Origin of the sequence: Curtobacterium sp. AB451, from assembly GCF_050585845.1 — a bacterium.
GTDB lineage: Bacteria > Actinomycetota > Actinomycetes > Actinomycetales > Microbacteriaceae > Curtobacterium.
Window position 1 is genome coordinate 245,677 of sequence record NZ_JBOBQG010000004.1, and the last position, 22,203, is coordinate 267,879.

The window sequence follows — 22,203 nt, forward strand, 5'->3', positions numbered from 1 at the left end:
CCGTCACCGTTCGTGACCACCGGAACCCGGACCGTGCTCGCCGTGCTCGCCGCCACCGTCGTCGTGCTCGGGCTCGGCGCGTGTGCCGCCAGCCCGTCGAGCGCGGTCGGCGCAACCGCACCGTCCGAGGCGACCAGCACCCCGTGGGACAACGCGGCCGGGACCGGCGTCGTGGTCATCGGCGACTCGATCACCGGCGGCCACGGGCTGACGACGGCCGAGGCGTGGCCGGCACTCGTCGCCGACCGGCAGGGGTGGTCGCTCACGAACCTGTCCTGCGACGGCGCCGGCGTCGCCGCGATCGGGGACGACGACGACTGCGCGAGCGCCTACGCGACGCTCGTGAAGCGCGCCGTCGACCTCCGGCCCGAGGTCGTCGTCCTGCAGGCCAGCTCGAACGACCTCGGGCTCGACACCGCCGAGGTCCGGAGCGCGACCGACCGGGTCGTCGAGGACGTGCACCGCCGACTCCCGCACGCGCGGCTCATCGGGCTCAGCGCGATCTGGGACCAGGACGCCCCGCCCACCCAGCTCGCGTCGATCTCGGCAGCGCTCCGGCACGCGCTCGCCCGGGACGGCGGCACCTACGTCGACATCGGCGAGCCGCTCCGTGGACACCCGACGTGGATGCAGTCCGACGACGTCCACCCGACCGCGCGGGGACAGCAGGCCATCGCCGCGGCGGTGACGGCCGCGTTCGCACGGGACCACGTGCGCTTCTGACGCCGCTGGGCCCGGCAGGGCCGGGGCTGGGCCGCGGTCGTCGGGCGTCAGGGGTCCGGCGTCGGGCGTCGGGCGTCGGGCGGAAGCTGTCCGGACGCGCACCCGGGTGACGGGTGCGCCACAGCCGACGGTCCTACCGTCGCAGCGTGCCCCCGATCGTCCGACGCGTCCTCGCCGCGGGGACGGCCGTCGTGGCGGCGCTGGTGCTGACCGCCTGCTCGCCGGACGTCACGACGATGGTGGCGCTCGCCGGAACCGACGGCGTCCCGTCACGGGTCGTGGTCATCGGGGACTCGATCACCCGCGGGCACGGGCTGGCGGCGGGCCTGGCGTGGCCGGAGCTCATCGCGACGCGGGACCACCTGCGGCTCACCGACCTCGGGTGCGACGGCGCCGGGGTGCTCGTCGAGGGGGACGACCAGTGTGCCGCGACGTACGACGAGCTCCTCGACCGGGCGGCCGCGCTGGACCCCGCCGTCGTCGTGCTGCAGGCGAGCTCGAACGACCTCGGGCAGGACGACGACGTGCTCGACGGGGCCACCGCACAGCTCGTCGCGGACGCGCACCGGACGATGCCCCGTGCGCGCATCGTCGGTCTCAGCGCGATCTGGTCGGACGAGGCGCCCCCGGCACAGCTCGCGGCGGTGTCCGCGGCACTCGGGTCCGCGGTGCGGCGGACGGGCGGCGCCTTCGTCGACGTCGGCCAGCCGCTCCGGGGGCACGCCGACTGGATGCAGGCGGACGACGTGCACCCGACCGCGCGCGGCCAGCGCGCGATCGCGGCGGCGGTGACCGCCGCCCTCGGACGCGACCACGTGCGGTTGTGACGCCCGACGGGCGGGGGTGCGCCGCGCCTCCGGGCCCACCCGACGGGCGGGACGTGCGCCGTGTCGCCATGCCCGCCCGATCCGCCGGTCAGACCGACGGCGTCGAGCCGGTCAGACCGGCGGCGTCGAGCCGGTCAGACCGGCGGCGTCGTGCCGGTGAGGTCCTCGGCGACCGCCCAGAGTGACCGGGCGAGGTCCGCGCTCCGTGCCGATCCGGGGATCGACGCCGTGGTCGTCGGACCGACCAGGCCGAAGGGACCGGACGGTCCGTAGTAGGCGCCGCCGACCGCGTTCGGCCCGACCGCTGCGTACAGCAGCGGTTCGGAGCCCTGCTCGACGCCCTGCGTGAAGGGCAGCGCGCGGTCGCTGGAACGGACGGGCTTCGAGCGGCCGAGGGACCGACCGGCCGACTGCAGGTTCGTCCGGGTGTACCCGGGGTGCGCGGCGGTGCTCACGAGCGGCCAGTCCAGCTCGACCGAGATCCGGTGCAGGTGCAGCGCCAGCAGCAGGTCGGCGAGCTTCGACTGCGAGTAGGCACGCCAGCCGTTGTAGCCGCGCTCCCACTGCAGGTCGTCGAACCGGATCCGGCCGGGGATCGCGGCGAGGCTCGACATCGTCGCGACACGGGCGTCGGGGGACCGGAGCATCGAGGGCAGCAGCAGGTTCGTCAGGGCGAACGGGCCGAGGAAGTTCGTGCCGAACTGCAGCTCGAAGCCGTCCACCGTCTCGAACCGCTTCGGCGGGGCCATCACGCCGGCGTTGTTCACGAGGACGTCGAGGGCCCGCTCGTCCGCCACGATGCCCGCGGCGAAGCGTCGGACGCTCGCGAGGTCGGCGAGGTCGAGCTCGCGCACCTCGACGTCGGCGCCGGGGTGTGCGGCGCGGATGTCGGCCGCGGCACGGTCACCCCTCTCCGTCGAGCGGACGGCCAGGACGACCGAGGCCCCGGCTGCGGCGAGGCGCGTGGCGGTCTCCTTGCCGGTTCCGCTGTTCGCGCCGGTGACGACGATGCGGCGGCCGGTCTGGTCGGGGATCTGGGGCATGCCCGCGACCGTACTCGCCGGGAGGTGCGGATCCGGTGCGCGCGTGGTAGATTCATACAAACGCATGGAACTGTCGACCAGCCGGTCACCACCGGTCGGTCGCCGTCCATCGCCGGCCGCCCACGGTCGGTCGTGATCAGGAGGACAGCATGAGCAACGCATTCGGCACCGACCGTCCCTCGGACGTGCCGCCGCCCGCACCCGAGCGGATCGGCCCCGTGCAGCTCGGCCTCGACACGTTCGGCGACGTCACCGAACTCCCCGACGGCAGCGTCAAGTCCGACGCGCAGAGCATCCGCGACGTCGTCGCGCAGGCCGTCCTCGCCGACCAGGTCGGCATCGACTTCATCGGCGTGGGCGAGCACCACCGCGCCGACTTCATCGTGAGCGCGCCCGAGGTCGTCCTCGCCGCGATCGCTGCGTCGACCCGCACGATCCGGCTCGGCTCGGCCGTGACGGTGCTGTCGAGCGACGACCCGGTCCGGGTCTACGAGCGCTTCGCCACCGTCGACGCGATCTCGGACGGCCGTGCCGAGGTCATCCTCGGCCGCGGCTCCTTCACCGAGTCCTTCCCGCTGTTCGGCTACGAGCTGCGTGACTACGAGGTCCTCTTCGAGGAGAAGCTCCAGCTCTGGGCCGCCCTGCGCGGCGGCGACAAGGTCACGTGGTCCGGCACGAAGCGCGCATCGCTCACCGACCAGGACGTCTTCCCGAAGCTCGAGCACGGCCCCATCCCGACCTGGGTCGGCGTGGGCGGCTCCCCGCAGTCCGTCATCCGTGCGGCGTCGTACGGCCTGCCGCTGTTCCTCGCGATCATCGGTGGGCAGCCCGCGCAGTTCGCCCCGTTCTCGCGCCTCTACCGCCAGGCGCTCGCGCAGCTCGACCTGCCGCAGCAGCCGATCGCCATGCACTCGCCCGGGTTCATCGCCGCCACCGACGAGGAGGCCGCCGAGCGCTACTGGCCCTACCACAAGGCCGTCACCGACCAGCTCGGCCGGGAGCGCGGCTGGCCGCCCCTCGACGTCGCCGGCTACCGGGCCGGGCTCTCGGCCGGCGGCTCGCTCTACGTCGGGTCGCCGGAGACGGTCGCCCGGAAGATCGCGCGGAACATGCGGATCCTCGGCGTCTCGCGGTTCGACATGCGGTACGCGACGGGTCGCCTGCCGCACGACGACATGATGCGGTCGATCGAGCTCTACGGCACGCAGGTCGCGCCGCGGGTGCGGGAGCTGCTCGCGGAGCCGGTTCCGGTCGCGTAGCGCGCGGCGTCGCCGGCCCCGGGTCGGCGGTGCCGCCGGCCGTGCTCCGGTGGTGCGCTCGGCTGCGTCTGCGGTGGCCGGGAGGCGCGGCTCGCCGCATCCGCGCCCCTCACGGGGTCGCCGGGTACGGTCCAGGGCATGACGTCACGCCCCGCTGCCCTCGAACGTCGGTTCCGTGGTCGGATCATGGGCGTCGGGACGACCTCCGGGGTCCGCATCGTGGTCGGCATGTGGGAACGCTCGCCGTTCGGTGCCTTCACGGACGTCTTCCTCGAACTCCCCGACGGCTCGTCGGTGCTGCTCGCGCCGGACGAGATCGTGGCCGCCTACGTCTCCGGCACCTACCGCTTCGACACCGTCTCGGTCGTCGACGTCTCGGCACGTCGGACCGCGAGGGGCCTCGAGCTCGCCGCCGGCGCCCTCGAGGCCTCGATCGACGTCGGTGGCATCTCGCCGCTCGGGCGCATCCTGCGCATCGTCCCGAAGCCGGTCGCCCGTGACCCCCGGTGGCTCGCCGCGATCGACCCGGTCGCGCGGCTCGTCGCGCCCGGATCGGGCACCGCGGGCTCGGCGGGCAACGGGCGGCGTGAGTACTACGGCGTGACCGGGGCGCACGACGTCACGGGCGTGAGGGGGACCTGGGCGGGGGAGCCCCTCGGGGAGCTCGCGCCGCTCGACCCGCCGGTGGCGTTCGGGTTCGCGTCGATGCCGCGCATCCCGCAGGTCGTCGACGTCGAGACCACGATCCGCGAGCCCGTCTGACGCCGGGGCCTCCGGGCGGGCGGGGCGACCCGGAACGACATCGTCGCTGTCGTACGATGTCCGCGAAGTCGCTCCTTGCGGGAGCAACGGTTGCACGCGCGCGGCGGCGACATCGTCGCTGTCGTACGACATCGGTGTTGTCGCACACTCCCGCACGCGACAGCGCCCGCACGGCTCCGCAGCCCTGTCCGCCGGACGCGCTCAGCGTCGCAGAGCAGACTGGCCGGAACGGACAGCGCCCGAGGGCCGGCCGAACGTCGAGCACAACGGGGCGCACGACGCGAGAGGAGCACCATGACCGACACAGAGGCAGACCAGCGCGCAGCCATCTCGGACATCGTCCACGGAGCCCGAACGGCACTGCTGACGACCGTGAGCGAGGACGGCGGACTCCACGCCCGGCCCCTCGCCGTGCAGGACAAGGCGTTCCACGGCACCCTCCGGTTCCTCGTGCAGGACGGGAGCGAGAAGGTCGAGGACATCGCCCGCAACCCGCACGTCAACGTGGCGATCGAGTCGCAGGGCGGGTACCTGTCGATCGCCGGCACGGCCAGGGTCACCCAGGACGACACCGTCATCGACGAGCTGTGGTCCCCGTTCGCCGAGGCCTGGTTCCCGGAGGGCCGTCAGGACCCCTCGATCCGGCTCCTCACCGTCGAGGGCGACTCGGTCGAGTACTGGACGCAGGACACCGGCCCGGTCGGCAGCCTCGTGCAGACGCTCAAGGCCGCGATCGGCAAGCAGAGCCAGCCGGACACCGGCGACCACGGGACGGTCGAGCTCTAGTCGGGCGACCGACGCACCGGACCCCCGCCCGCCGGACCCCGGCCCGCCGGACCCGTCCGACCGCACGCACCCGGCCCCGCACACCGCGGGCGCCGGGTGTGCCGCGTCAGGGCGGGCCGAGCAGCCAGAGGACGGCGACGAGCACCGGCTGCCCGAGCAACGCGCACACCACGAGGGTCCACCGCATCCACGGCTTCGCCACGAGCTCCGGCGATCCGAACAGCGGCGCGAGCGGCATGAGCAGCCGGGGGGTCGACGCCATCGGGAGCGACACCGCGAAGATGTAGAGCGCGTACGCGGCCGAGAACACCACGGTCGTGAACCCGAGGCGACGGGTCGACCGACGGAGCAGCCAGACCGGGTAGGACACGAGCAGGAACACCACGATGAGGATGCCGCCGACGCCCAGCCACCGGCCGGCGATCAGGAACCACGGCGTGAGCGGCAGGAAGTCCACCCGGCCGATGAAGTTCACCCACCAGGACATCTCGGTCTCGAGGTAGGCGTTCGGTGACCCGGTCACGTGCGCGGCGATGACCGGCCACGCGAACCCGGCCAGCGCCATCACGAGGCCAGCGGCGACGACCCGGACCCGCTCCGCCACGGGGAAGACGTCGAGCGAGCGGACCCCCTCGGTCCGCCGGGCACGGATCCACCGCACCAGCGCGACGACCCCGAGGACGAGCGGGATCGCGAGGGCCCCGGGCCGGGTGAACGACGCGACGACGCCGAGGACCGTGAGCAGCCCGTACCGCCGACGCTCCAGGGCGATCAGCGCCCCGAAGACGAGCGCCAGGAACATGCTCTCGGCGTAGCCGACCTGCAGCAGGAACGACAGCGGCCCGCACGTGAAGAAGAACACCGCCCACATCGCCGCGGACGACCCCGCGCGGTCGCGGACGAGACGGTGCAGCAGGTACGTGGCGAGGAGCCCGGCGAGCAGCGCGATCACGGGGGCGCCGACGTCGAACGGCACCCCCGTCGACGCGGTCAGCATCCGGATCGTGAAGGGGAACGCCGGCAGGAAGGCCCATGCGTTCTGTGCGACGTTGCCGGCGGCGTCGAGCGGCAGGCTCGTCGGGTACCCGTGCACCGAGATCTGCTCGTAGTACTGCCCGTCCCACGCGGTCAGGAAGTTGAGGAAGCCGTGGCCGTTGCCCCAGATCGCGTTCTCGGGCAGCGCGCGACCGATGAGCGGGTAGGCGAGGGCCAGCCAGAACGTCGAGACGATGCGGCCTCCGGTCCAGACCAGGAGCACCGCGGCCCACGCCGGCAGCGCGGTCGCGAGGTCGATGACCCGGCGGCGTCCGCTCGCGATCGACTCCGTCAGGGTCCCGTCCAGTCGACTCACCGCGGCGCTCCGCGGCGTTCGGGCAGGGCAGAGGGCACGGTACGAGCGTAGACGGACGATGCTTGGGTGTTCCTCACGGCGTGCCCGGGAGGCGCGACTGGCGTTGTGCAGAACGGAACGCGTCCGGTGGTGGGTCGGGTGCGGCGCGGGGCGCTCGCCTAGCCTGGTCGCGTCGTCCTCCGGCCGCGACGGCGCGGCCGGCCCGTCGGGGCGACGACCGAACGATCCCGATCGACACCGAGGAGCACCGTGCCGAACAAGACCGCCATCGTGACCGACGCCGCGCCGAAGCCCGCCGGCCCCTACAGCCAGGGCATCGTCGCGAACGGCTTCATCTACACCGCCGGCTTCGGCCCGCAGGACCCGGCGACCGGCGCGATCGCCGACGACGTGGCCGGCCAGACCGCCCAGGTGCTCGCGAACGTCGCCGCCGTCCTGGCCGAGCACGGTGCCACCCTCGACGACGTCGTGAAGTCGACCGTGCACCTCGAGCACTCCGACCGCGACTTCGCCGCCTTCAACGAGGAGTACGCGAAGCACTTCTCGCAGCCGTACCCGGTCCGCACCACGGTGCAGTCGCACCTGGCGAACATCCTCGTCGAGATCGACGTGGTGGCGGTGCTGCCCTCGGCGGAGTGACCCGCCCGGATCGCTGAGCGAAGCCTCATCGACCCCCGGCGCTCGCAGTCGCCGGACGGCTCCACGTCGTCCGACGGATGCCTGCACCGGGGGTCGCGTGCGTCAGGGCACCGGCGGTCAGCACGGGGACCCCGGCGACGAGGACGTCGTCGATGCCCTCGGCGAGCAGCATCGGCTCGGCGTACGAGGACCGTGCACGGACCCGCTCGGGATCGACGACGACGAGGTCGGCGATCCACCCGGGCGCGACGGCCCCGCGCAGCCCGAGGCCGAACCGCTCGGCGGGAACGGTCGACAGGTGCTGCTGGACGTCCCACCACGACAGCATTCCGGGTCGGGCGAAGTCGCCGAGGTACCGCGCGAACGTGCCGTACGCCCGGGGGTGCGGGTGCGTCCCCACGAAGATGCCGTCGGACCCGCCGGTGTGTCCGCCGGACCGGAACAGCTCCGCCAGCTGCTCGGGTGTCCGCGGGTGCGGGACGCGCATCACGACGGTGACCTGCAGGTCGGAGTCGACCAGCACGTCGAGCGCCAGGTCCACGGGGTCCGTTCCGGTGGCCGCGGCGGCGTCGGCGAGCGTGCGACCCTGCAGCGCGTGGAACGCAGGCGCGGGGACGTGCGACAGCGTGATCTGCTCGGCCCACCCCGGTCCGAGGTCCGCGCGCCCGAGGACCCGATCGAGGACGGCGGCCCGGACCTCGACACGACCGTCGTCCGCCGCGAGGGCCCTGGTGAGGTCGTCGGTGCCGGGCCGCGCCAGGTCTGCCGGCAGGAGCAGCATCGACAGGATGGTGCAGCCGCGCGAGTACGGGTACGCGTCGAACGACAGCGGCGCGCCGGCGGCCTCGGCCCGGGCGAGCTCCGCCAGGGCGAGGTCGACGGGAGCATGCAGGTGGGAGACGTGGGCCCGACCACCGCCGGCGCGCACGATCCGGACGATCTCCTGGATGCCGGCGCCCGCGTTCGCCTCGTAGCCGCCGCGCATGTGCGTGACGTAGACACCGTCGGCGGCGGCCGACTCGGCGGCGAGGGCGGCGATCTCCTCGGTGTCCGCGTGCAGTCCGGGGACGTAGTCGAGTCCGGTCGCGAGCCCCACCGCACCGTCCGCCATGCCCTGCCGGACGAGGGCGCGCATCGCATCGAGCTGCTCGGGGTCCGCCGGGGCGGGATCGTCACCCATGACCTCGTGCCGGACGGTGCCGGCGGGCACCAGGGTCGCCACGTTCAGCGCGGTCGTGCCGTCGTAGGTCGCCAGGAGTCCCGCGAGGCCGTCGCCGCGGTACGTCGGGTGGGAGCCGTCGATGGCCGCGAAGTACCGCGCGGCGTACGAGCCGTCGCCCGGTGCCGGTCCGACGCCGTCCTGCCCCGTGATGATGGTGGTGACGCCCTGTCGGAGGAGCGCGAGCTGGACGGTCTCGTCGAACACGAGGGACCCCGCGTGCGAGTGCGCGTCGACGAGACCGGGCAGGACGAGGCGGCCGGTGCAGTCGACCACGGTGGCTTCGGCGTCGGCGGTGATCCGGCCGGCGTCCCCCCGCTCCGTGACCACCCCGTCGCGGACGAGGACGTCCGTCCGGTGCGCCGACCCGTCGGTGTCGACGACCGCGCCGCCGGTGAGCAGGACCTCGGTCGTCACCGGCTGAGTCCCGCGACGAGCTGCTCGGCGCGGGTGCGGAGGCCGTCGAGGTCGCCGGTCGTCAGGGCGTCCCCGACGAGCGGGGACCCGAGGCCGACCGCGACCGCACCGGCCGCGAGGTAGTCGGACGCGTCGTCGACGCCGATGCCGCCCGTCGGGATGACGTCGACGAAGTCGAGCGGCGCGAGCACCTGCTTGAGGAAGGCGGGCCCGCCGAGCGGCGCGGCCGGGAACACCTTGACCGCGCGTGCTCCGAGTCGCCAGGCGCGGACGATCTCGGTGGGGGTCGCGGCCCCCGGGTACCACCCCAGCCCGCGCTCGTGTGCCCGCTCCCCGATGTCGGCGTCGAGGTGCGGGCTCACCGCGAAGACGGCACCCGCCGCAGCGGCCTCGTCGAGCTGGCTCGGTTCGAGCACGGTCCCGACGCCGATCGACGCCGCCGTGCCGTAGCGGTCGGCCGCCCAGGCGATGCCCTCGCGCCAACGGGGCGTGTTCGTGGTGAGCTCGATCGCCCGCACGCCGGCGTCGACGAGGGTCGCGATGACGTCCTCGACGTGGTCGCCGGTGCCACCCCGGAGGATCGCGATCGCGGGCCCGGCGGCGTGGCGGTGCCGGACGCGGGGCTCGGTCGCCGGGTCGGTGCTGGTGGTGTTCGTCATGGTCTTCGTTCCTCGCCTCAGCGGTCGACGCGGTCGTGGACGGCGTGGTCGACGTCCGTGGGGGTGGTCGGGTCGTGCAGTGCTGCCGGGTCCGGGCGGCGCCAGTCGCTCTCGATCGTGCAGGCGAGCGCTCCGGCGTCGGCGGCTCGGTCGAGCGCCTCGGTCGACGTGGCGCCACCGAGGGTCGCGGCGAGCCACCCCGCGACGAAGGCGTCCCCCGCGCCGACCGGGTCGACCACGCGCACCGGGGTCGCCGGGCGCCGGAGGAACACGCCGTCGACGGAGGCCACCGCTCCGCGCGAGCCGAGCTTCACGACCGCGCGGCCCCGGCCGAGGGCGGCGAGTTCGTGCGCGAGCGTCTCGTCGTCGCCCTCGTCGTCGGCGAGCCCGAGCACGAGCCGGGCTTCGTCGTCCCCGGCGAACACGATCGCGGACCGCTCGGCGACCGCTCGGTAGCGGGCACGGGCGGTCACGGCGTCGATGAGCTTCGGCCGGTGGTTCACGTCGAACGACACCGGCACCCCGGCGGCGTCGGCGCGGTCGAGTGCGGCCTCGACGGCGGAGCGGGCGTCGTCCGAGAGCGCGAGGGTGATGCCCGTGACGTGCACGAGCGCCGCACGTTCCACGACGCTGTCTGGCAGGTCGGTCGCCCGCAGTGCCGATCCCGCCGAGCCCCGGCGGTGGTAGGTCACCCGCGTCCGCCCGTCGGTCAAACGCTCCTTCATCATGATCCCCGTCGACCGGTCCGGGTCCGGCACGGCCACGACGTCGACGCCCTCGCTCCGGACGTCCCGGGCGACGCGGTCCCCGGCGGGGTCGGTGCCGACGCGGCCGATCCACGTCGTCGGGACGCCGGCGCGCACGAGGCCGATCGCGACGTTGCTCTCGGCGCCGCCGGTGTCGACCCGCATGTGGTCGAGGTCGGGGACCGCACCGATGCCCGGGCCGGTCAGGAGCAGCATCGTCTCCCCGAAGGTCACCACGCGGCCGGTCACCGTGTCCCCTTCGCCAGGGCGAGCTGCGCCGAGGAGGAGCCGAGTGCGACCGAGATCTCGCGTGCGGTCCGGACGACACCGTCGCCCAGTTCGCGGACCGCGGCGGCGGGGAACCGGGACGCGAGCCCCGAGATGCTCATCGCGCCGACGACCTGGTTCGCGTGGTCGAGCACCGGCGCGGCGACGCAGCGGATGTCGGGCTCGTTCTCGCGGTCGTCGATGCCGTAGCCGCGGCCGTGCGTCCGGTCGATCTCGGCCCGCCAGCGGTCGTCGTCGACGATCGAGTGCTCGGTCATCGCGGTGGCCGGTTCCGCGAGCACCCGTTCGAGCAGCTCCGGCTCGCCGAACGCCACGATCGCCTTGCCGGAGGCCGTGTTCCGCATCGGCAGCCGGTTGCCGATGCGCGACCCCATCCGGACCGTGCCCCGGGTCTCGACCTTGTCGACGTAGACGATGTCGGTGCCGTCCGGCACGACGAGGTGGCAGGTGAGCCCCGTGCGCTCGGCGGTGCGCCGGAGGAACGGTGCTGCGGCGGCGCGGAGGTCGATGCCCTCGAGGTAGCTCTGCCCGAGCAGCAGCGCGCCGAGTCCCAGCGTGAAGCCGGCGTCCGGGGTGCGGCGCAGCAGGTCGTTCTCGAGCATCGGCGCGGTCAGCCGCAGCACGGTCGACTTCGAGGTGCCGAGTTCTGCGGCGAGCACCGTCAGCGACACCGAGGGCTCCCCGTTCCGGGTGCGGTCGGCGATGCAGTCGAGCAGCCGCAGACCACGGCGGAGGGACAGGGCGGCGTTGCGGGCCGGCGCGTCGTCGCCGAGCGGCGCGACCGGGGTCGTGGCGCGCATCAGAACCACGTCTCGATCGTCTCGAGCACGGTCTCGTCGTCGTCGATGACGACCACCCGGCGCCACTTGTCGAACACGGTGCACGGGTGGGAGACGCCGAACACGACGACGTCGCCGGGCGTCAGCCCGGGTGCCCCGTCCGCCAGCGCGAGGTAGCAGTGCTGGTCGTCGAGGCGGGTGACGGTGACCGCCCCGGGGGCCGGGGTGACGGGACGGACGCCAGCCGCGCCTCCTGGACGGACGGACCGGACCACCGGCAGCCCCTCGTCGAAGGAGATGTCCCGCTTGCCGACCGCGACCAGCGCGAGCCCGGGCTCGGGGCACGACGTCACCCGGCCCCACACCTCGATCGCCGGGAGCAGCGAGCCCTCGTCCGGGTGCCGGTGGAACGGGGTGCGTTCGGCGTAGAAGCCGTCGTCGTGGGTCAGCGACGCACCGGAGCGGAGCACGACGTCCAGGTCGTCCGGGCGGTCCGCGACCGCGTCCACCACGCCGTCGAACCAGGCGCTGCCGCCCATGCTGAGCAGCGCACGCGGAGCGTCGACCAGCGGGCGAACGGCCGCAGCGACCTCGAGCACGCCGTCGACGTAGGCGCGGGCGGCGTCCACGTCCGGCAGGCCGCCCTCGTACCCGGCGACCCCGCGCAGCGTCAGTCCGACCTCGTGCACGTGCTGCGCGAGGTCGCGTGCCTGTCCTGCGGTGCGGACCCCGGTACGACCCCCGGGGAACCCGACCTCGACCACGACGTGCAGCTCGCCGTCGACCGCGTCCTGCGCGGCGCGACCGGCGTCGACGCCGGCGGGGGAGTCGACCCAGCAGAGGACGTCGGCGGCGGGGTCCTCGGCGCGGCGGGAGGCGAGCCAGGCGAGTCCGGCGGGGTCGAGGACCTCGTTCGCGACGAGGATCCGGTGGAACCCGTGCTCCCACGCGACCATCGCCTGCTGGACCGACGCGACCGTGACACCCCAGGCGCCGGCGGCGACCTGGCGGGCGGCGAGGGCCGGTGCCATGTGCGTCTTCATGTGCGGCGCGAAGGACAGGCCGTGGCGCTCGACGTACGCCTGCATCACCCGGGTGTTGTTCGCCAGGGCCGACTCGCGGAGCGTCATCACCGGCAGGTGCGCGTGGTCGAGGACGTGCCGGTCCGTCGGGGCGGCCGGGTCGGGAGCGCCCTTCGTGGTGACGGTGCCGGGTGTGGTCGTCATCGATCCTCCTGTGCGTCTGCGGTGCCTCCACGCTCCCGGGTGCCGGGTGTGGGTGGCAACGCGCTCCTCCTGCTCATTCTGCGTTGCAGAACGCCTGTCCGTCAGGGCCGTCCGAGCACGTCGGGGAAACCGATCGGGCATAGCCTTTGACGTGCCATGACGACGACGACGATGACGACACGACGACGGGGGAGCACGGCCGTGGCCGTGCTCGTCGCCGGGACCTTCTTCATGGAGCTCCTGGACGGCACGATCCTCGCGACCGCCGCGCCGGCGATGGGACGGGACCTCGGTGTCGACTCCGCCGCCGTCGGCGTCGCGATCACGGCGTACCTCGTCACCCTCGCGGTGTTCATCCCGGTGAGCGGCTGGTTGACCGACCGGATCGGCTCGCGGACGGTGTTCGCCGGGGCGATCGTCCTGTTCACCGTGGCCTCGGGCCTGTGCGCCCTCTCCACCGGACTCGTCGACCTGACGATCTGGCGCATCGTGCAGGGCCTCGGCGGTGCGCTCATGGTCCCCGTCGGACGGCTCGTCGTCCTGCGGAGCGCCGGCCGCGAACAGCTCGTGACGGCCATCGCGATCCTGACCTGGCCCGCCCTCGCCGCGCCGATCATCGCGCCGTTCGTGGGCGGGGTGCTCGTCGACACCCTGACGTGGCACTGGATCTTCCTCATCAACATCCCGCTCGGGGTCATTGCGTTCGTCGCCGCACTCGTGCTCGTCCCGCAGGAGCGGGCGTCCGAGCGTGTGCCGTTCGACTGGCTCGGGTCGTTGCTCGCCTGCTTCGGGCTCGGCTCGCTCGTCGTGATGGCGTCCCTGCTCGCCCTCGACCGTGTGCCGGTGCTCGCGGTCGTCGTGTCGGGCGTCGTCGGGGCGGCGTGCTGCTGGCTGGCGGTCCGGCACTTCCGCCGGGCGCCGCACCCGATCATGGGGCTCGACTCGTTCCGGCTCGAGACCTTCCGGGTGTCGCACGCCGGTGGCAGCCTGTTCCGCCTGGCCGTCTCCGCCGTGCCGTTCGTCCTCCCGCTGCTGTTCCAGGACGCCTGGGGGTGGAGCGCCGTGCTCGCCGGGTCCGCCGTGCTCTGGGTCTTCGTCGGGAACCTCGGCATCAAGCCCATGACGACGCCGTTCCTCCGCTGGTTCGGGTACCGGCCGGTCATCGTCGTGTCGAGCGCGGTGGCGGCGCTGAGCGTCGTCGCGATGGTGTTCATGACCGAGGACACCCCGTTCTGGCTCCTCGCGGCGCTGCTCGTCGTGAGCGGCGCGGCGCGGTCGGTCGGCTTCACGGCCTACAACACCATCGCGTTCGCCGACGTCGAGCAGGCGGACATGACCCCGGCGAACACGCTCTCGTCGACGCTGCAGCAGACCGCCGCCGGGTTCGGGGTCGCCGTCGGTGCCGTGGTCATCCGGGCCGCGTCGGGCCTCGGCGGCTCCGGGCCGTACGACGCCGCGTTCTGGGTCATCGCCGCGCTGCTCGCCGTGGCCTGCCTCGAGGGCGTGGTGATGAGCCGGACGGCCGGCGAGACCGTCCGACCCGCTCGCCGGGTGCGGGTCTGACGGCCGGGACCCGCGAGTCCACCGGCGTCGACCGACGAGCCGACGAGCCGACGAGCCGACGAGCCGACGAGCCGACGAGCCGACGAGCCGACGAGCCGACGACGCATCGTCCGTTTTCCCCGCGGTCACACGCACGAAACCGGGGCCGCGCTACAGTCTCAGCAACAGTCCGCGATGGCCGAGTACGGTTGCCGCGGCAGGGCGCCCCGAACCGCCCGGAACAGGAAGGCAGCATGGCCGCGCCAGAGCAGCAGGGAACGATCACCGCCGAGACGGCAGTGGAACCGACCGGGTTGCGCGTCGTCAGCTACAACCTCCGCGAGCACACCGCCAACGGCGAACTCGCCTCCCTGGCCGAGGCGTCCCAGGCCGACGTCATCTGCGTACAGGAGTGCGACAGCAACGACCTCGCCCCGTCGATCGCCGGGCTCTCCCTCGCCGCGTCGACCAAGGCGAACCGGCTCGGTCTCGCGATCTACAAGCGCGACGACCGGTTCGAGGTCGAGGACTTCAGCATCCACTCCCTGCAGAAGTCGCTGCACGACCGGGTCCTCGCACCCGCGCACGAGCGGCTCATCGCGATGCACCTGCGCGACAAGGAGGTCGACGCCGAGGTCATCGTCGCGTCCTTCCACGCCTCGCCCCTGACGGCGACGAACTCCCTGCGCCGCAAGCAGATCGAGGCCGCGCACCAGTTCGTCCGCGACCTGTCGGACGACGCTCCGGCGATCATGGTCGGCGACTTCAACTACCCGTGGTTCCAGACGAACCTGCGCCGGAAGATCGAGCAGCACGGATTCGCGCTGTCCCTCTCGGACCAGCCGACGTACCTGCGCTACCGCAAGTTCACAGGACACTTCGACTTCGCCACGAGCGTCGGGCTGCACATCGCCGGCGTCGAGACCCTGCCCGCGGGCATCTCCGACCACCGGCCGATCCTCGTGCGTGCGCACTACGAGCACCCGGGCGCCACGGGCACCGTCGCCACGGTGGAGTCTCCGGCGGCCTAACCGGCCGTCACCGCGCCGCGCGCGGGGTGCCGAGGTCGCACAACACGCCCTGCGCGGGGTGCCGACGTCGCACGAACTGCCGCGCGCGCGACGCGGAGGGGGCAGAACGTGCGACCTCGGCCGGCGTCCACGACGAACGCACGCACAGGAGGCGCGGTGCCGGTCTCGTGGACCGGCACCGCGCCTCCAGGCGGTCGCCTCCCGGGCGCCCTGCGCGCGTCAGCGGCGCAGCGTCGCCCGCGCCAGCCGGTTGCCGATGAACTGGCCGAGCTGGACGATGACGACGATCGCCGCCACCGACACGTACACGATCCACCAGTCGTACCGCTGCGACCCGTACGTGATCGCGTACTCGCCGAGACCACCCCCGCCGATCAACGCACCCTGCGCCGTCATGTCGACGATGCCGATGTAGATGAACGTGTAGCCGAGGATGAGCGGGCCGAGCCCCTCGGGGATGAGCACCGTCAGCAGGATCGACAGCGGGTGCGCACCGGAGGCCCGCGCCGCCTCGACGACGCCGGGGTCGACCGCGAGCAGGTTCTGCTCGACGATCCGGGACACCGCGAACGACGCCGCGAGCGAGATCGCGAACGTCACCGCGGGGACGCCGATCGTGGTCTGCACGACGACGCGTGACAGCGGGGCGATCGCGGCGAGGAAGATGACGAACGGGATCGGACGGACGAGGTTCACGACCACGTTGAGGATCGTGTACGCCGTCCGGCTGCCGAGCAGGTTGCCCGGACGGGTGGCGTACAGGGCGAGCCCGAGCGCCAGGCCGATGACGCCCGCGATGACGAGCGACACCAGGGACATCACGATCGTGTCGCGGATCGACGCGACGAAGACGTCGAACGTGTCGATCACGCTCTGGAAGGAGTTGTTCACGCTGCGCCCTCCTCGTCGGTGGTGATGCCCGCGGAGCGCAGAGCTGCGACGGCCTCGTCGACCGCACCCGGACCGGCCGCGCTCAACTCGTAGGTCAGTGACCCGATCCGGCGCTCCCGGATCTCCCCGACCCCGCCGTAGACGAGCTCGGCGGTCACACCGGCGGACCGGAAGACCTGGTCGATGCGGTTCTGCAGTCCGGCCTCGTCGGTGATCTGCACCGTGACGAGCCGACCGGGGTGGCGCTCGCGCAGCCGCGTGATCGTCTCGGCGGAGGGCCGGTCGTGCAGGGCGGTGCGGACGAACCGCTGGGCCGCTCCGGTCTGCGGGTCCGCGAACACGTCGTACACGTCACCGACCTCGACGACGCGACCCTGCTCCATGACGGCGACCCGGTCGGCGATCTGCCGGACGGCGTCCATCTCGTGCGTGATGACGATGATGGTGACGCCGAGCTCCCGGTTCACCCGGCGGAGCAGTCCGAGCACCTCGGACGTGGTCTCGGGGTCGAGCGCGCTGGTCGCCTCGTCGGCGAGCAGCAGGTCGGGGGAGGCCGCGAGCGCCCGGGCGATGCCGACGCGCTGCTTCTGTCCGCCGGAGAGCTGCTCGGGGTAGGCGTACGCGCGGTCGAGGAGCCCGACGAAGTCGAGGAGCTCGGCGACCCGGCGGTTCCGCTCCTCCTTCGCGACACCCGCGACCTTGAGCGGGTAGGCGACGTTGCCGGCGATGGTGCGGGACCGGAACAGGTTGAACTGCTGGAAGATCATGCCGATCTTCCGGCGGGCCTGTCGGCGGTCACGCTCCGGCAGGGCGGTGAGCTCCTGCCCGGCGACCGTGACGGAGCCCGACGACGGCAGTTCGAGCGCGTTCACCAGCCGGACCAACGTGGACTTGCCGGCACCGGAGTACCCGATGACGCCGAGGACCTCTCCCTGGTGCACGTCCAGGGAGACGTCCTCGACGGCCACCACGGTCTCGCCGGTGTCGGCGCGGCGGTAGTGCTTCGAGACGCCGCGGAGTTCGACGAGGACCGGCACTACTGCTTGGCCGCCTTCGCGTCCTGCTCGACCTTCGCGAGCTCGGCCTGCAGGCTCGCGGCGCTCTCGTCGCGGCTGACGGCCTCGGGCAGGTCCTTCTTGAAGACCTTCTGCACCGACTCGTCCTGGAAGAGCTTCGCGAGGTCGAGGTAGGTCTGGTTGTCCTTGTCGGCGTTCCGCACCGCGAAGACGTTGACGTACGGCGCCGCACTCGCGCTCGACGGGTCGTCCTGGTAGATCGCGTCGGAGATCGGCAGGCCGGCGGCGGTGGCGTAGTTGTTGTTCACCACGGCGGCCGCGACCGAGCCCTGCTGCAGGGCGTTCGCGGTCTGCGAGGCGTTCAGCGGCTGGACGTCGACCTTCGACGACTCGATGTCGGTGGTCGTCGAGAAGGGCGAGCCGCCGTCCTTCAGCGTGACGAGCTTCGCGGACTGCAGGATGAGGAGCGCCCGGGCCTGGTTGATCGCGTCGTCCGGGATCGCGACCTTGGCGTCCGACGGCAGCGCGGCGACGTCGTCGTACTTCGTCGCGTAGAGCGGCAGCGGGTAGACGGCCGTCGAGCCGATCGGCTGCAGGTCGTCGTCCGAGGTGACGTTGTAGTCGGCGAGGTACTGGATGTGCTGGAACTGGTTGATGTCCAGCTGCTCGTCCTTGAGCGCCGGGTTCGGCAGCGAGTAGTCCGAGAAGTTCGTCAGCTTGACCGTCACGTTGAGCTTCGACTTCGCGAGCTTCGTGTAGGTGTCCCAGTACGAGAGCGACTTGTCCGCGACGCCGATCGTGACGGTCTTCGGCGATCCACCGGCCGCGGCGCCGCTCTCGGAGCCACCGGAGCGGACGGCCCCGACGATGAGGGCGACGACGATCGCGACGACGACCACCGCGGCGGCGACGATCCAGCCGATCGGGCGCTTGCCCTTCGGCTTCTCGGGGAGTGCGGGTGCTGCGGACATGGCGGGGCTCCTCGTGGGCGGTGCTGGCGGTGCTGTGGGGACGCCGCGGTGGTCCGCGGCGTGCAGTCGAGTGTGACGGGCCGGTCGGGCGGGTGCGAGTTGCGTTCCGCCGTGTTACATCCGTGTCACACCGCTCGCTGGTTCACTCGGAGGGTGCGCAGCCTCGAACTCGTCCTCGGACCGTCGTCGGACGCCGCCGTGCGTGCGGCGTGGCAGGCGCTCGTCGACGCGGACCTGCCGAGCCTCGGTCGCTCGGACACGAACAGCCCGCACGTGACGCTGGCCGCCGGCGACGAACTGGCGGTCCCCGACGCGTTCGACGTGCCGGTGCCGTCGCGGCTCCGCCTCGGTGGGGTCCTGCTCTTCCCCGCCGGCACGGGCCGGAGCGTGCTCGCGCGGGCGGTCGTCGTCGATCGTGTGCTCGCCGCCTTCCACGAGGCCGTCCACCGGGCCGCTCCCGGCGCCACGGGCACCACCGCACCCGGCGCCTGGTCGCCGCACCTGACGTTCGCGCGGCGCGTCCGGGACGGCGACCTCGCGGCCGCGGTCGCCGCCCTCCGCGACGCGCCGCTGCCGGAGGAGCTGGTGATCGGTGGGGTGCGGCACTGGGACGGCGCGTCGAGGACCCTCACGCCGATCGGGTGAGGTGGCGATCCACCCGCGGACGGCGGAGGGCGGACCGCGGACGGCGGACGGCCTGGAGGCGCGGGTCAGGTCCCCAGGACCCGCTCGCCGAACGCGGACGCGAACGTCCGGTCGGGGTCCGCGGCCCGGACGAGGTCGCGGAAGTCCGGCAGGCGCGGGTACAGCCGCGCGATCGCGGCGCCGTCGAGCGAGCTCATCTTCCCCCAGTGCGGACGGCCGTCGAACGGTGCGAGCAGCGCCTCGAGGTCGGGCAGCAGTGCAGCGACCTCGGCCGGGTGCTTCTGCCAGGTGAACGCGATGCAGAGCACGTCCTCGCCCTGGGTCGGGCTGAGCCAGAACGGGTCCGCCGCCATCGTGCGGATCTCGCACACGTGCAGGTGCGGCTGGATGCGGTCGGCCATGGTCCGGACGGCGTCGAGTGCGGCGCCGGCGTGCCGGAGCGGGACGAAGTGCTCGCTCTGCACCTCGGAGCCGTGGCTCGGCACGGAGTCGATCGGGAAGTGCGGCAGCCGGTCCCACCACGGCCCGACCGAGCCGTCCCGGGCGGTGTGGTGCCCGTCGCCGGGCGAACCGGGCAGCCGGGGCGCGCCGAACAGGTCGTCCGGGACGGCCACGTCGTCCTCGCCGTCGGGGACGCGGGACTTCAGCAGCACCTCGGTCACCGCGTCGCCGAACACCGTGTACGAGCAGACCGAGGTCGCGGCGGCGTGGACCTCGGCGACGTGGGCCGTGAAGGTGTCCCAGGGGATCGGGCCGTAGGTGTCCTGGCGCATCCGGTACGTCGGCTGGACGTCGAGGGTGACGCGGGTGAGGACACCGAGCAGGCCGAGGTGGAGCACGGCGCCGTCGAACGTCGGGTCGTCGCGGTCGATCGTCCGTGCCGCGCCGTCGGGTCCGAGCACCTCGAACGACCGGACCGCGGTGCTGAGCGAGCCGAGGGCGGTGCCGGACCCGTGGGTGCCGGTCGCGATCGCGCCGGCGATCGAGATGTGGGGGAGCGACCCCGTGTTGTGCAGGGCGAACCCGGCGCGGTCGATCTCGGGCGCGACGACGCCGTAGCGCGTGCCGGCACCCATCGTGACCGTCCGCCGCCCCGCGTCGACCTCGAGGTCGACCGGGATACCGGTGAGGTCGAGCAGCACACCGGGCGCGTCCGGCGCGTCGTTGAACGAGTGCCGGGTGCCGAGACCGTGCACCCGGGGGGAGCGGGCGACGATCTCGGCGGCCTCGTCGATCGACGACGGACGGAGGACCCGTTCGGCCGTGTAGGTGACCGTGCCGGACCAGTTCAGCTCGCTCGTCGTCGACCGCATGTCGCCCACGATGCCACGCGCCCCCTGGCGGAGGCGCGAACCGTCAGTGCATCGACGGTGCCGGGGCGCCGTCCGGGGTGGCCGGTCGCCGCACGAGGGAGCACATCGCGATCCCGAAGAGCGAGATCACCGCGCCGACGAGGAACGCCGTCCGGACGCCGGACGCCGTCGCCTCGGCGAGGCCGGCGGCGCCGCTGCCCGCCGCGGCACCCGAGGCGCCGATGGTGAGCAGGGTGACGAACAGGGCCGTCCCGGCGGCTCCGGCGAGCTGTTGCGCCGTGCCGAGGACCGCGCTGCCGTGCGAGTAGAGCTTCGGGGGCAGGCCGCCGAGCGCCGCGGTGAACAGCGGCGTGAAGGTGAGCGCGAGCCCGATGCTCAGGACGACGTGGGCGCCGAGGACGAACCACACGCTGGTGTCCACGCCCACCGTCGAGAGCCCCCAGAGGACGGCGCTGACGATGATCGCGCCCGGGATGAGGAGCACCCGCGGGCCGCGGCGGTCGTAGATGCGCCCGACGACCGGGGACAGCAGCCCCATGATGAGCCCGCCGGGCAGCAGGAGCAGGCCGACGTTCAGCACGTCGAGCCCGAGGACCCGCTCGAGGTAGATCGGCAGCAGGATCAGGGTGCCGAACATCGCCATGAAGCTGAGGCCCATCGCGACGATCGGGATCGTGAAGCCCTTCGTCCGGAACGTGCGGAGGTCGAGCAGTGCCCGGTCCGCGCGCTGCAGGCGGGTCTGCCGGACGACGAACAGGGCGAGGGCGACGGCACCGACCACGAGCGACGCGACCGGCACGAGCGGACCGGTCGAGCCGGCCTCCCCGATGCTCGACAGGCCGTAGACGATCCCGCCGAACGCGAAGGCGGACAGCACGACCGAGAGCACGTCGAGCGGCGCCTTCCGGGGCGTCGAGACGTTGCGGACCTTGACCATGCCGAGCACCAGCGCGGCGAGCGCGATCGGCAGCACGAAGCCGAAGAGCCACCGCCACGAGAAGGCGTTGAGGATGAGGCCCGAGATCGTCGGGCCGATCGCCGGGGCGACGGAGATGACGATCGAGATGTTGCCCATCACGCGGCCGCGGTGCGCGGGCTCGATGAGCGTGAGCACCGTCGTCATGAGCAGCGGCATCATGATCGCGGTGCCGCTGGCCTGCACGATGCGGCCGAGGAGCAGCATCGAGAAGCCCGGCGCGAGCAGCGCGATCAGGGTGCCGGCGGAGAACAGGCTCATCGCCCAGACGAACACCGGCCGGGTGTTGAAGCGCTGCAGCAGGAACCCGGTGATCGGGATGACGACCGCCATCGTGAGCAGGAACCCGGTGGTGAGCCACTGCCCGGTCGCGGCGCTGATGTCGAGGTCGTCCATGAGCCGCGGCAGGGCGACGCCCATGATCGTCTCGTTGAGGATCACGACGAACGCCGAGACCAGCAGCAGCCCGATCACGAGTCGGGTCTCGCCGGCGGAGGGCTGCGCGACGCTCCCGGTGCGGGGTGCGGAATCGACGGCCTGGGTCATGCGGGGCTCCTGGTGGATCACGACTGGTGGGACGAGGGGGCGCGACGAGCGCAGACAGGGCAACCGCCTGAGTGGATTCGATTATTCCGCTTCCGTCCGACATCCGCGCCGCCGGGCGCGCGCCGCGGTCCCGCTCCGACGCGCCGCGGTCCCGCTCCCACGCGCCGCGGTCCCGCGAGGATCAGTGCAGGATCGCGAAGCCCTCCACGTCGCCGTGCGGCACCACCGGGCGGCAGGACACGTCGGTCACCTCGGCGGACGGCGGCCCGGTCCGGATGAACGTCATCAGCGCGTCGACCGCGGGCGCCGGCCCCTCCGCCTCGACCTCGACCGTGCCGTCGAACAGGTTCCGGGCGTACCCCGCGAGTTCGAGTCCGTCGGCCTTCCGCGCGGTCCAGTACCGGAAACCGACCCCCTGGACCGTCCCCGACACGACGGCGTGCATCCTCGTCACCGTAGTCATGCGGCTCAATGTAGGCGCGCGGTCCGACCAGGAGTTTTCGTGGCTGTTTCCGTCTCGTGAAACCCGGTGATAGTGTCATCGCAAC

The 22,203-nt window shown here is 73.0% G+C and carries 22 protein-coding genes; 9 read left to right on the plus strand and 13 right to left on the minus strand.

Going from position 1 to position 22,203, the window contains the following annotated elements:
- The first annotated feature begins 12 nt into the window (after positions 1-12).
- The gene (locus ACQXVK_RS11085) at positions 13-723 is read left to right on the plus strand and encodes an SGNH/GDSL hydrolase family protein (protein WP_430853597.1); all 711 of its coding nucleotides are present in this window, start codon (positions 13-15) and stop codon (positions 721-723) included.
- 146 nt (positions 724-869) lie between these two features.
- A complete protein-coding gene (locus tag ACQXVK_RS11090) occupies positions 870-1,550 on the plus strand; it encodes an SGNH/GDSL hydrolase family protein (RefSeq protein ID WP_430853598.1) in 681 nt (226 codons plus the stop codon).
- 134 nt (positions 1,551-1,684) lie between these two features.
- Here the strand turns inward: ACQXVK_RS11090 and ACQXVK_RS11095 are convergent, their stop codons facing one another.
- A complete protein-coding gene (locus ACQXVK_RS11095) occupies positions 1,685-2,593 on the minus strand; it encodes an SDR family oxidoreductase (protein ID WP_430853599.1) in 909 nt (302 codons plus the stop codon).
- A gap of 149 nt (positions 2,594-2,742) precedes the next feature.
- Here ACQXVK_RS11095 and ACQXVK_RS11100 point away from each other — a divergent pair, with 149 nt between their 5' ends.
- The 3 genes from ACQXVK_RS11100 (at position 2,743) to ACQXVK_RS11110 (ending at position 5,400) form a co-directional block, all read left to right on the plus strand.
- The gene (locus tag ACQXVK_RS11100) at positions 2,743-3,852 is read left to right on the plus strand and encodes an LLM class flavin-dependent oxidoreductase (RefSeq protein WP_416394866.1); all 1,110 of its coding nucleotides are present in this window, start codon (positions 2,743-2,745) and stop codon (positions 3,850-3,852) included.
- Between the two features lie 138 nt (positions 3,853-3,990).
- Entirely contained in the window at positions 3,991-4,614 is a 624-nt protein-coding gene (locus ACQXVK_RS11105) for a hypothetical protein (protein ID WP_416394863.1), read from the plus strand.
- A gap of 294 nt (positions 4,615-4,908) precedes the next feature.
- Positions 4,909-5,400, plus strand: coding sequence for a pyridoxamine 5'-phosphate oxidase family protein (locus ACQXVK_RS11110; protein ID WP_402269159.1), 492 nt, complete (start codon positions 4,909-4,911; stop codon positions 5,398-5,400).
- Between the two features lie 106 nt (positions 5,401-5,506).
- Here ACQXVK_RS11110 and ACQXVK_RS11115 read toward each other — a convergent pair whose 3' ends face one another.
- On the minus strand, positions 5,507-6,751 hold the full coding sequence (locus ACQXVK_RS11115; protein WP_430853600.1) for a hypothetical protein: 1,245 nt from the start codon (positions 6,749-6,751) through the stop codon (positions 5,507-5,509).
- 249 nt (positions 6,752-7,000) lie between these two features.
- Between ACQXVK_RS11115 and ACQXVK_RS11120 the strand changes: the two genes are divergently transcribed.
- Positions 7,001-7,390, plus strand: coding sequence for a RidA family protein (locus ACQXVK_RS11120; RefSeq protein WP_430853601.1), 390 nt, complete (start codon positions 7,001-7,003; stop codon positions 7,388-7,390).
- Between the two features lie 25 nt (positions 7,391-7,415).
- Here the strand turns inward: ACQXVK_RS11120 and ACQXVK_RS11125 are convergent, their stop codons facing one another.
- The 5 genes from ACQXVK_RS11125 to ACQXVK_RS11145 are packed head-to-tail and all read right to left on the minus strand — an operon-like array spanning position 7,416 to position 12,724.
- Positions 7,416-9,026: an N-acyl-D-amino-acid deacylase family protein gene (locus ACQXVK_RS11125; RefSeq protein ID WP_430853602.1), complete on the minus strand. Its 1,611-nt coding sequence runs from the start codon at positions 9,024-9,026 to the stop codon at positions 7,416-7,418.
- Positions 9,023-9,685 (minus strand): bifunctional 4-hydroxy-2-oxoglutarate aldolase/2-dehydro-3-deoxy-phosphogluconate aldolase, encoded by a 663-nt coding sequence (locus ACQXVK_RS11130; protein ID WP_402269167.1) that lies wholly within the window; start codon positions 9,683-9,685, stop codon positions 9,023-9,025. The genes ACQXVK_RS11125 and ACQXVK_RS11130 overlap by 4 nt, the downstream gene beginning before the upstream one ends.
- 17 nt (positions 9,686-9,702) lie before the next feature.
- Positions 9,703-10,680 (minus strand): sugar kinase, encoded by a 978-nt coding sequence (locus ACQXVK_RS11135; protein WP_430853603.1) that lies wholly within the window; start codon positions 10,678-10,680, stop codon positions 9,703-9,705.
- Positions 10,677-11,519 carry an IclR family transcriptional regulator gene (locus ACQXVK_RS11140; RefSeq protein WP_022908270.1) on the minus strand — a complete coding sequence of 281 codons (843 nt, stop codon included), beginning with the start codon at positions 11,517-11,519 and terminating at the stop codon, positions 10,677-10,679. Before ACQXVK_RS11140 ends, ACQXVK_RS11135 begins: the two co-directional genes overlap by 4 nt.
- On the minus strand, positions 11,519-12,724 hold the full coding sequence (locus ACQXVK_RS11145; protein ID WP_430853604.1) for an alanine racemase: 1,206 nt from the start codon (positions 12,722-12,724) through the stop codon (positions 11,519-11,521). Before ACQXVK_RS11145 ends, ACQXVK_RS11140 begins: the two co-directional genes overlap by 1 nt.
- Before the next feature lie 156 nt (positions 12,725-12,880).
- On the opposite strand from ACQXVK_RS11145, the gene ACQXVK_RS11150 reads away from it, so the two are divergent.
- Both ACQXVK_RS11150 and ACQXVK_RS11155 read left to right on the plus strand, forming a co-directional pair.
- Positions 12,881-14,287, plus strand: a complete 1,407-nt coding sequence (locus tag ACQXVK_RS11150; RefSeq protein WP_430853605.1) for an MFS transporter — start codon at positions 12,881-12,883, stop codon at positions 14,285-14,287.
- 233 nt (positions 14,288-14,520) lie between these two features.
- The gene (locus ACQXVK_RS11155; protein WP_022908267.1) at positions 14,521-15,297 is read left to right on the plus strand and encodes an endonuclease/exonuclease/phosphatase family protein; all 777 of its coding nucleotides are present in this window, start codon (positions 14,521-14,523) and stop codon (positions 15,295-15,297) included.
- Between the two features lie 219 nt (positions 15,298-15,516).
- Here ACQXVK_RS11155 and ACQXVK_RS11160 read toward each other — a convergent pair whose 3' ends face one another.
- From ACQXVK_RS11160 to ACQXVK_RS11170, 3 genes are read right to left on the minus strand one after another with little or no spacing between them, the layout of a single operon-like run.
- Positions 15,517-16,188 (minus strand): methionine ABC transporter permease, encoded by a 672-nt coding sequence (locus tag ACQXVK_RS11160; RefSeq protein WP_022908266.1) that lies wholly within the window; start codon positions 16,186-16,188, stop codon positions 15,517-15,519.
- The gene (locus ACQXVK_RS11165) at positions 16,185-17,225 is read right to left on the minus strand and encodes a methionine ABC transporter ATP-binding protein (RefSeq protein ID WP_402269174.1); all 1,041 of its coding nucleotides are present in this window, start codon (positions 17,223-17,225) and stop codon (positions 16,185-16,187) included. Before ACQXVK_RS11165 ends, ACQXVK_RS11160 begins: the two co-directional genes overlap by 4 nt.
- Positions 17,225-18,175 (minus strand): MetQ/NlpA family ABC transporter substrate-binding protein, encoded by a 951-nt coding sequence (locus ACQXVK_RS11170; protein ID WP_430853606.1) that lies wholly within the window; start codon positions 18,173-18,175, stop codon positions 17,225-17,227. The genes ACQXVK_RS11165 and ACQXVK_RS11170 overlap by 1 nt, the downstream gene beginning before the upstream one ends.
- Before the next feature lie 153 nt (positions 18,176-18,328).
- On the opposite strand from ACQXVK_RS11170, the gene ACQXVK_RS11175 reads away from it, so the two are divergent.
- Positions 18,329-18,820, plus strand: a complete 492-nt coding sequence (locus tag ACQXVK_RS11175) for a 2'-5' RNA ligase family protein (protein ID WP_430853607.1) — start codon at positions 18,329-18,331, stop codon at positions 18,818-18,820.
- A gap of 65 nt (positions 18,821-18,885) precedes the next feature.
- On the opposite strand, the gene ACQXVK_RS11180 is transcribed toward ACQXVK_RS11175, so the two are convergent.
- The 3 genes from ACQXVK_RS11180 to ACQXVK_RS11190 all read right to left on the minus strand — a co-directional run bounded on the left by ACQXVK_RS11180 (position 18,886) and on the right by ACQXVK_RS11190 (position 22,100).
- Complete coding sequence (locus ACQXVK_RS11180) at positions 18,886-20,133, minus strand: D-arabinono-1,4-lactone oxidase (RefSeq protein WP_430853608.1); 1,248 nt, start codon at positions 20,131-20,133, stop codon at positions 18,886-18,888.
- A 43-nt stretch (positions 20,134-20,176) separates the two neighbouring features.
- On the minus strand, positions 20,177-21,655 hold the full coding sequence (locus ACQXVK_RS11185) for an MDR family MFS transporter (protein ID WP_022908254.1): 1,479 nt from the start codon (positions 21,653-21,655) through the stop codon (positions 20,177-20,179).
- A gap of 181 nt (positions 21,656-21,836) precedes the next feature.
- Positions 21,837-22,100 (minus strand): acylphosphatase, encoded by a 264-nt coding sequence (locus tag ACQXVK_RS11190; protein ID WP_083858049.1) that lies wholly within the window; start codon positions 22,098-22,100, stop codon positions 21,837-21,839.
- Positions 22,101-22,203 lie beyond the last annotated feature (103 nt).

Excerpts from the sequence above, each read along its gene's own strand:
- ACQXVK_RS11095 (WP_430853599.1), bottom strand. The coding sequence starts at position 2,593 with ATGCCCCAGATCCCCGACCAGACCGGCCGCCGCATCGTCGTCACCGGC.
- ACQXVK_RS11100 (WP_416394866.1), top strand. The coding sequence starts at position 2,743 with ATGAGCAACGCATTCGGCACCGACCGTCCCTCGGACGTGCCGCCGCCC.
- ACQXVK_RS11105 (WP_416394863.1), top strand. The coding sequence starts at position 3,991 with ATGACGTCACGCCCCGCTGCCCTCGAACGTCGGTTCCGTGGTCGGATC.
- ACQXVK_RS11110 (WP_402269159.1), top strand. The coding sequence starts at position 4,909 with ATGACCGACACAGAGGCAGACCAGCGCGCAGCCATCTCGGACATCGTC.
- ACQXVK_RS11130 (WP_402269167.1), bottom strand. The coding sequence starts at position 9,685 with ATGACGAACACCACCAGCACCGACCCGGCGACCGAGCCCCGCGTCCGG.
- ACQXVK_RS11140 (WP_022908270.1), bottom strand. The coding sequence starts at position 11,519 with ATGCGCGCCACGACCCCGGTCGCGCCGCTCGGCGACGACGCGCCGGCC.
- ACQXVK_RS11145 (WP_430853604.1), bottom strand. The coding sequence starts at position 12,724 with ATGACGACCACACCCGGCACCGTCACCACGAAGGGCGCTCCCGACCCG.
- ACQXVK_RS11150 (WP_430853605.1), top strand. The coding sequence starts at position 12,881 with ATGACGACGACGACGATGACGACACGACGACGGGGGAGCACGGCCGTG.
- ACQXVK_RS11155 (WP_022908267.1), top strand. The coding sequence starts at position 14,521 with ATGGCCGCGCCAGAGCAGCAGGGAACGATCACCGCCGAGACGGCAGTG.
- ACQXVK_RS11170 (WP_430853606.1), bottom strand. The coding sequence starts at position 18,175 with ATGTCCGCAGCACCCGCACTCCCCGAGAAGCCGAAGGGCAAGCGCCCG.
- ACQXVK_RS11180 (WP_430853608.1), bottom strand. The coding sequence starts at position 20,133 with ATGCGGTCGACGACGAGCGAGCTGAACTGGTCCGGCACGGTCACCTAC.
- ACQXVK_RS11185 (WP_022908254.1), bottom strand. The coding sequence starts at position 21,655 with ATGACCCAGGCCGTCGATTCCGCACCCCGCACCGGGAGCGTCGCGCAG.
- ACQXVK_RS11190 (WP_083858049.1), bottom strand. The coding sequence starts at position 22,100 with ATGCACGCCGTCGTGTCGGGGACGGTCCAGGGGGTCGGTTTCCGGTAC.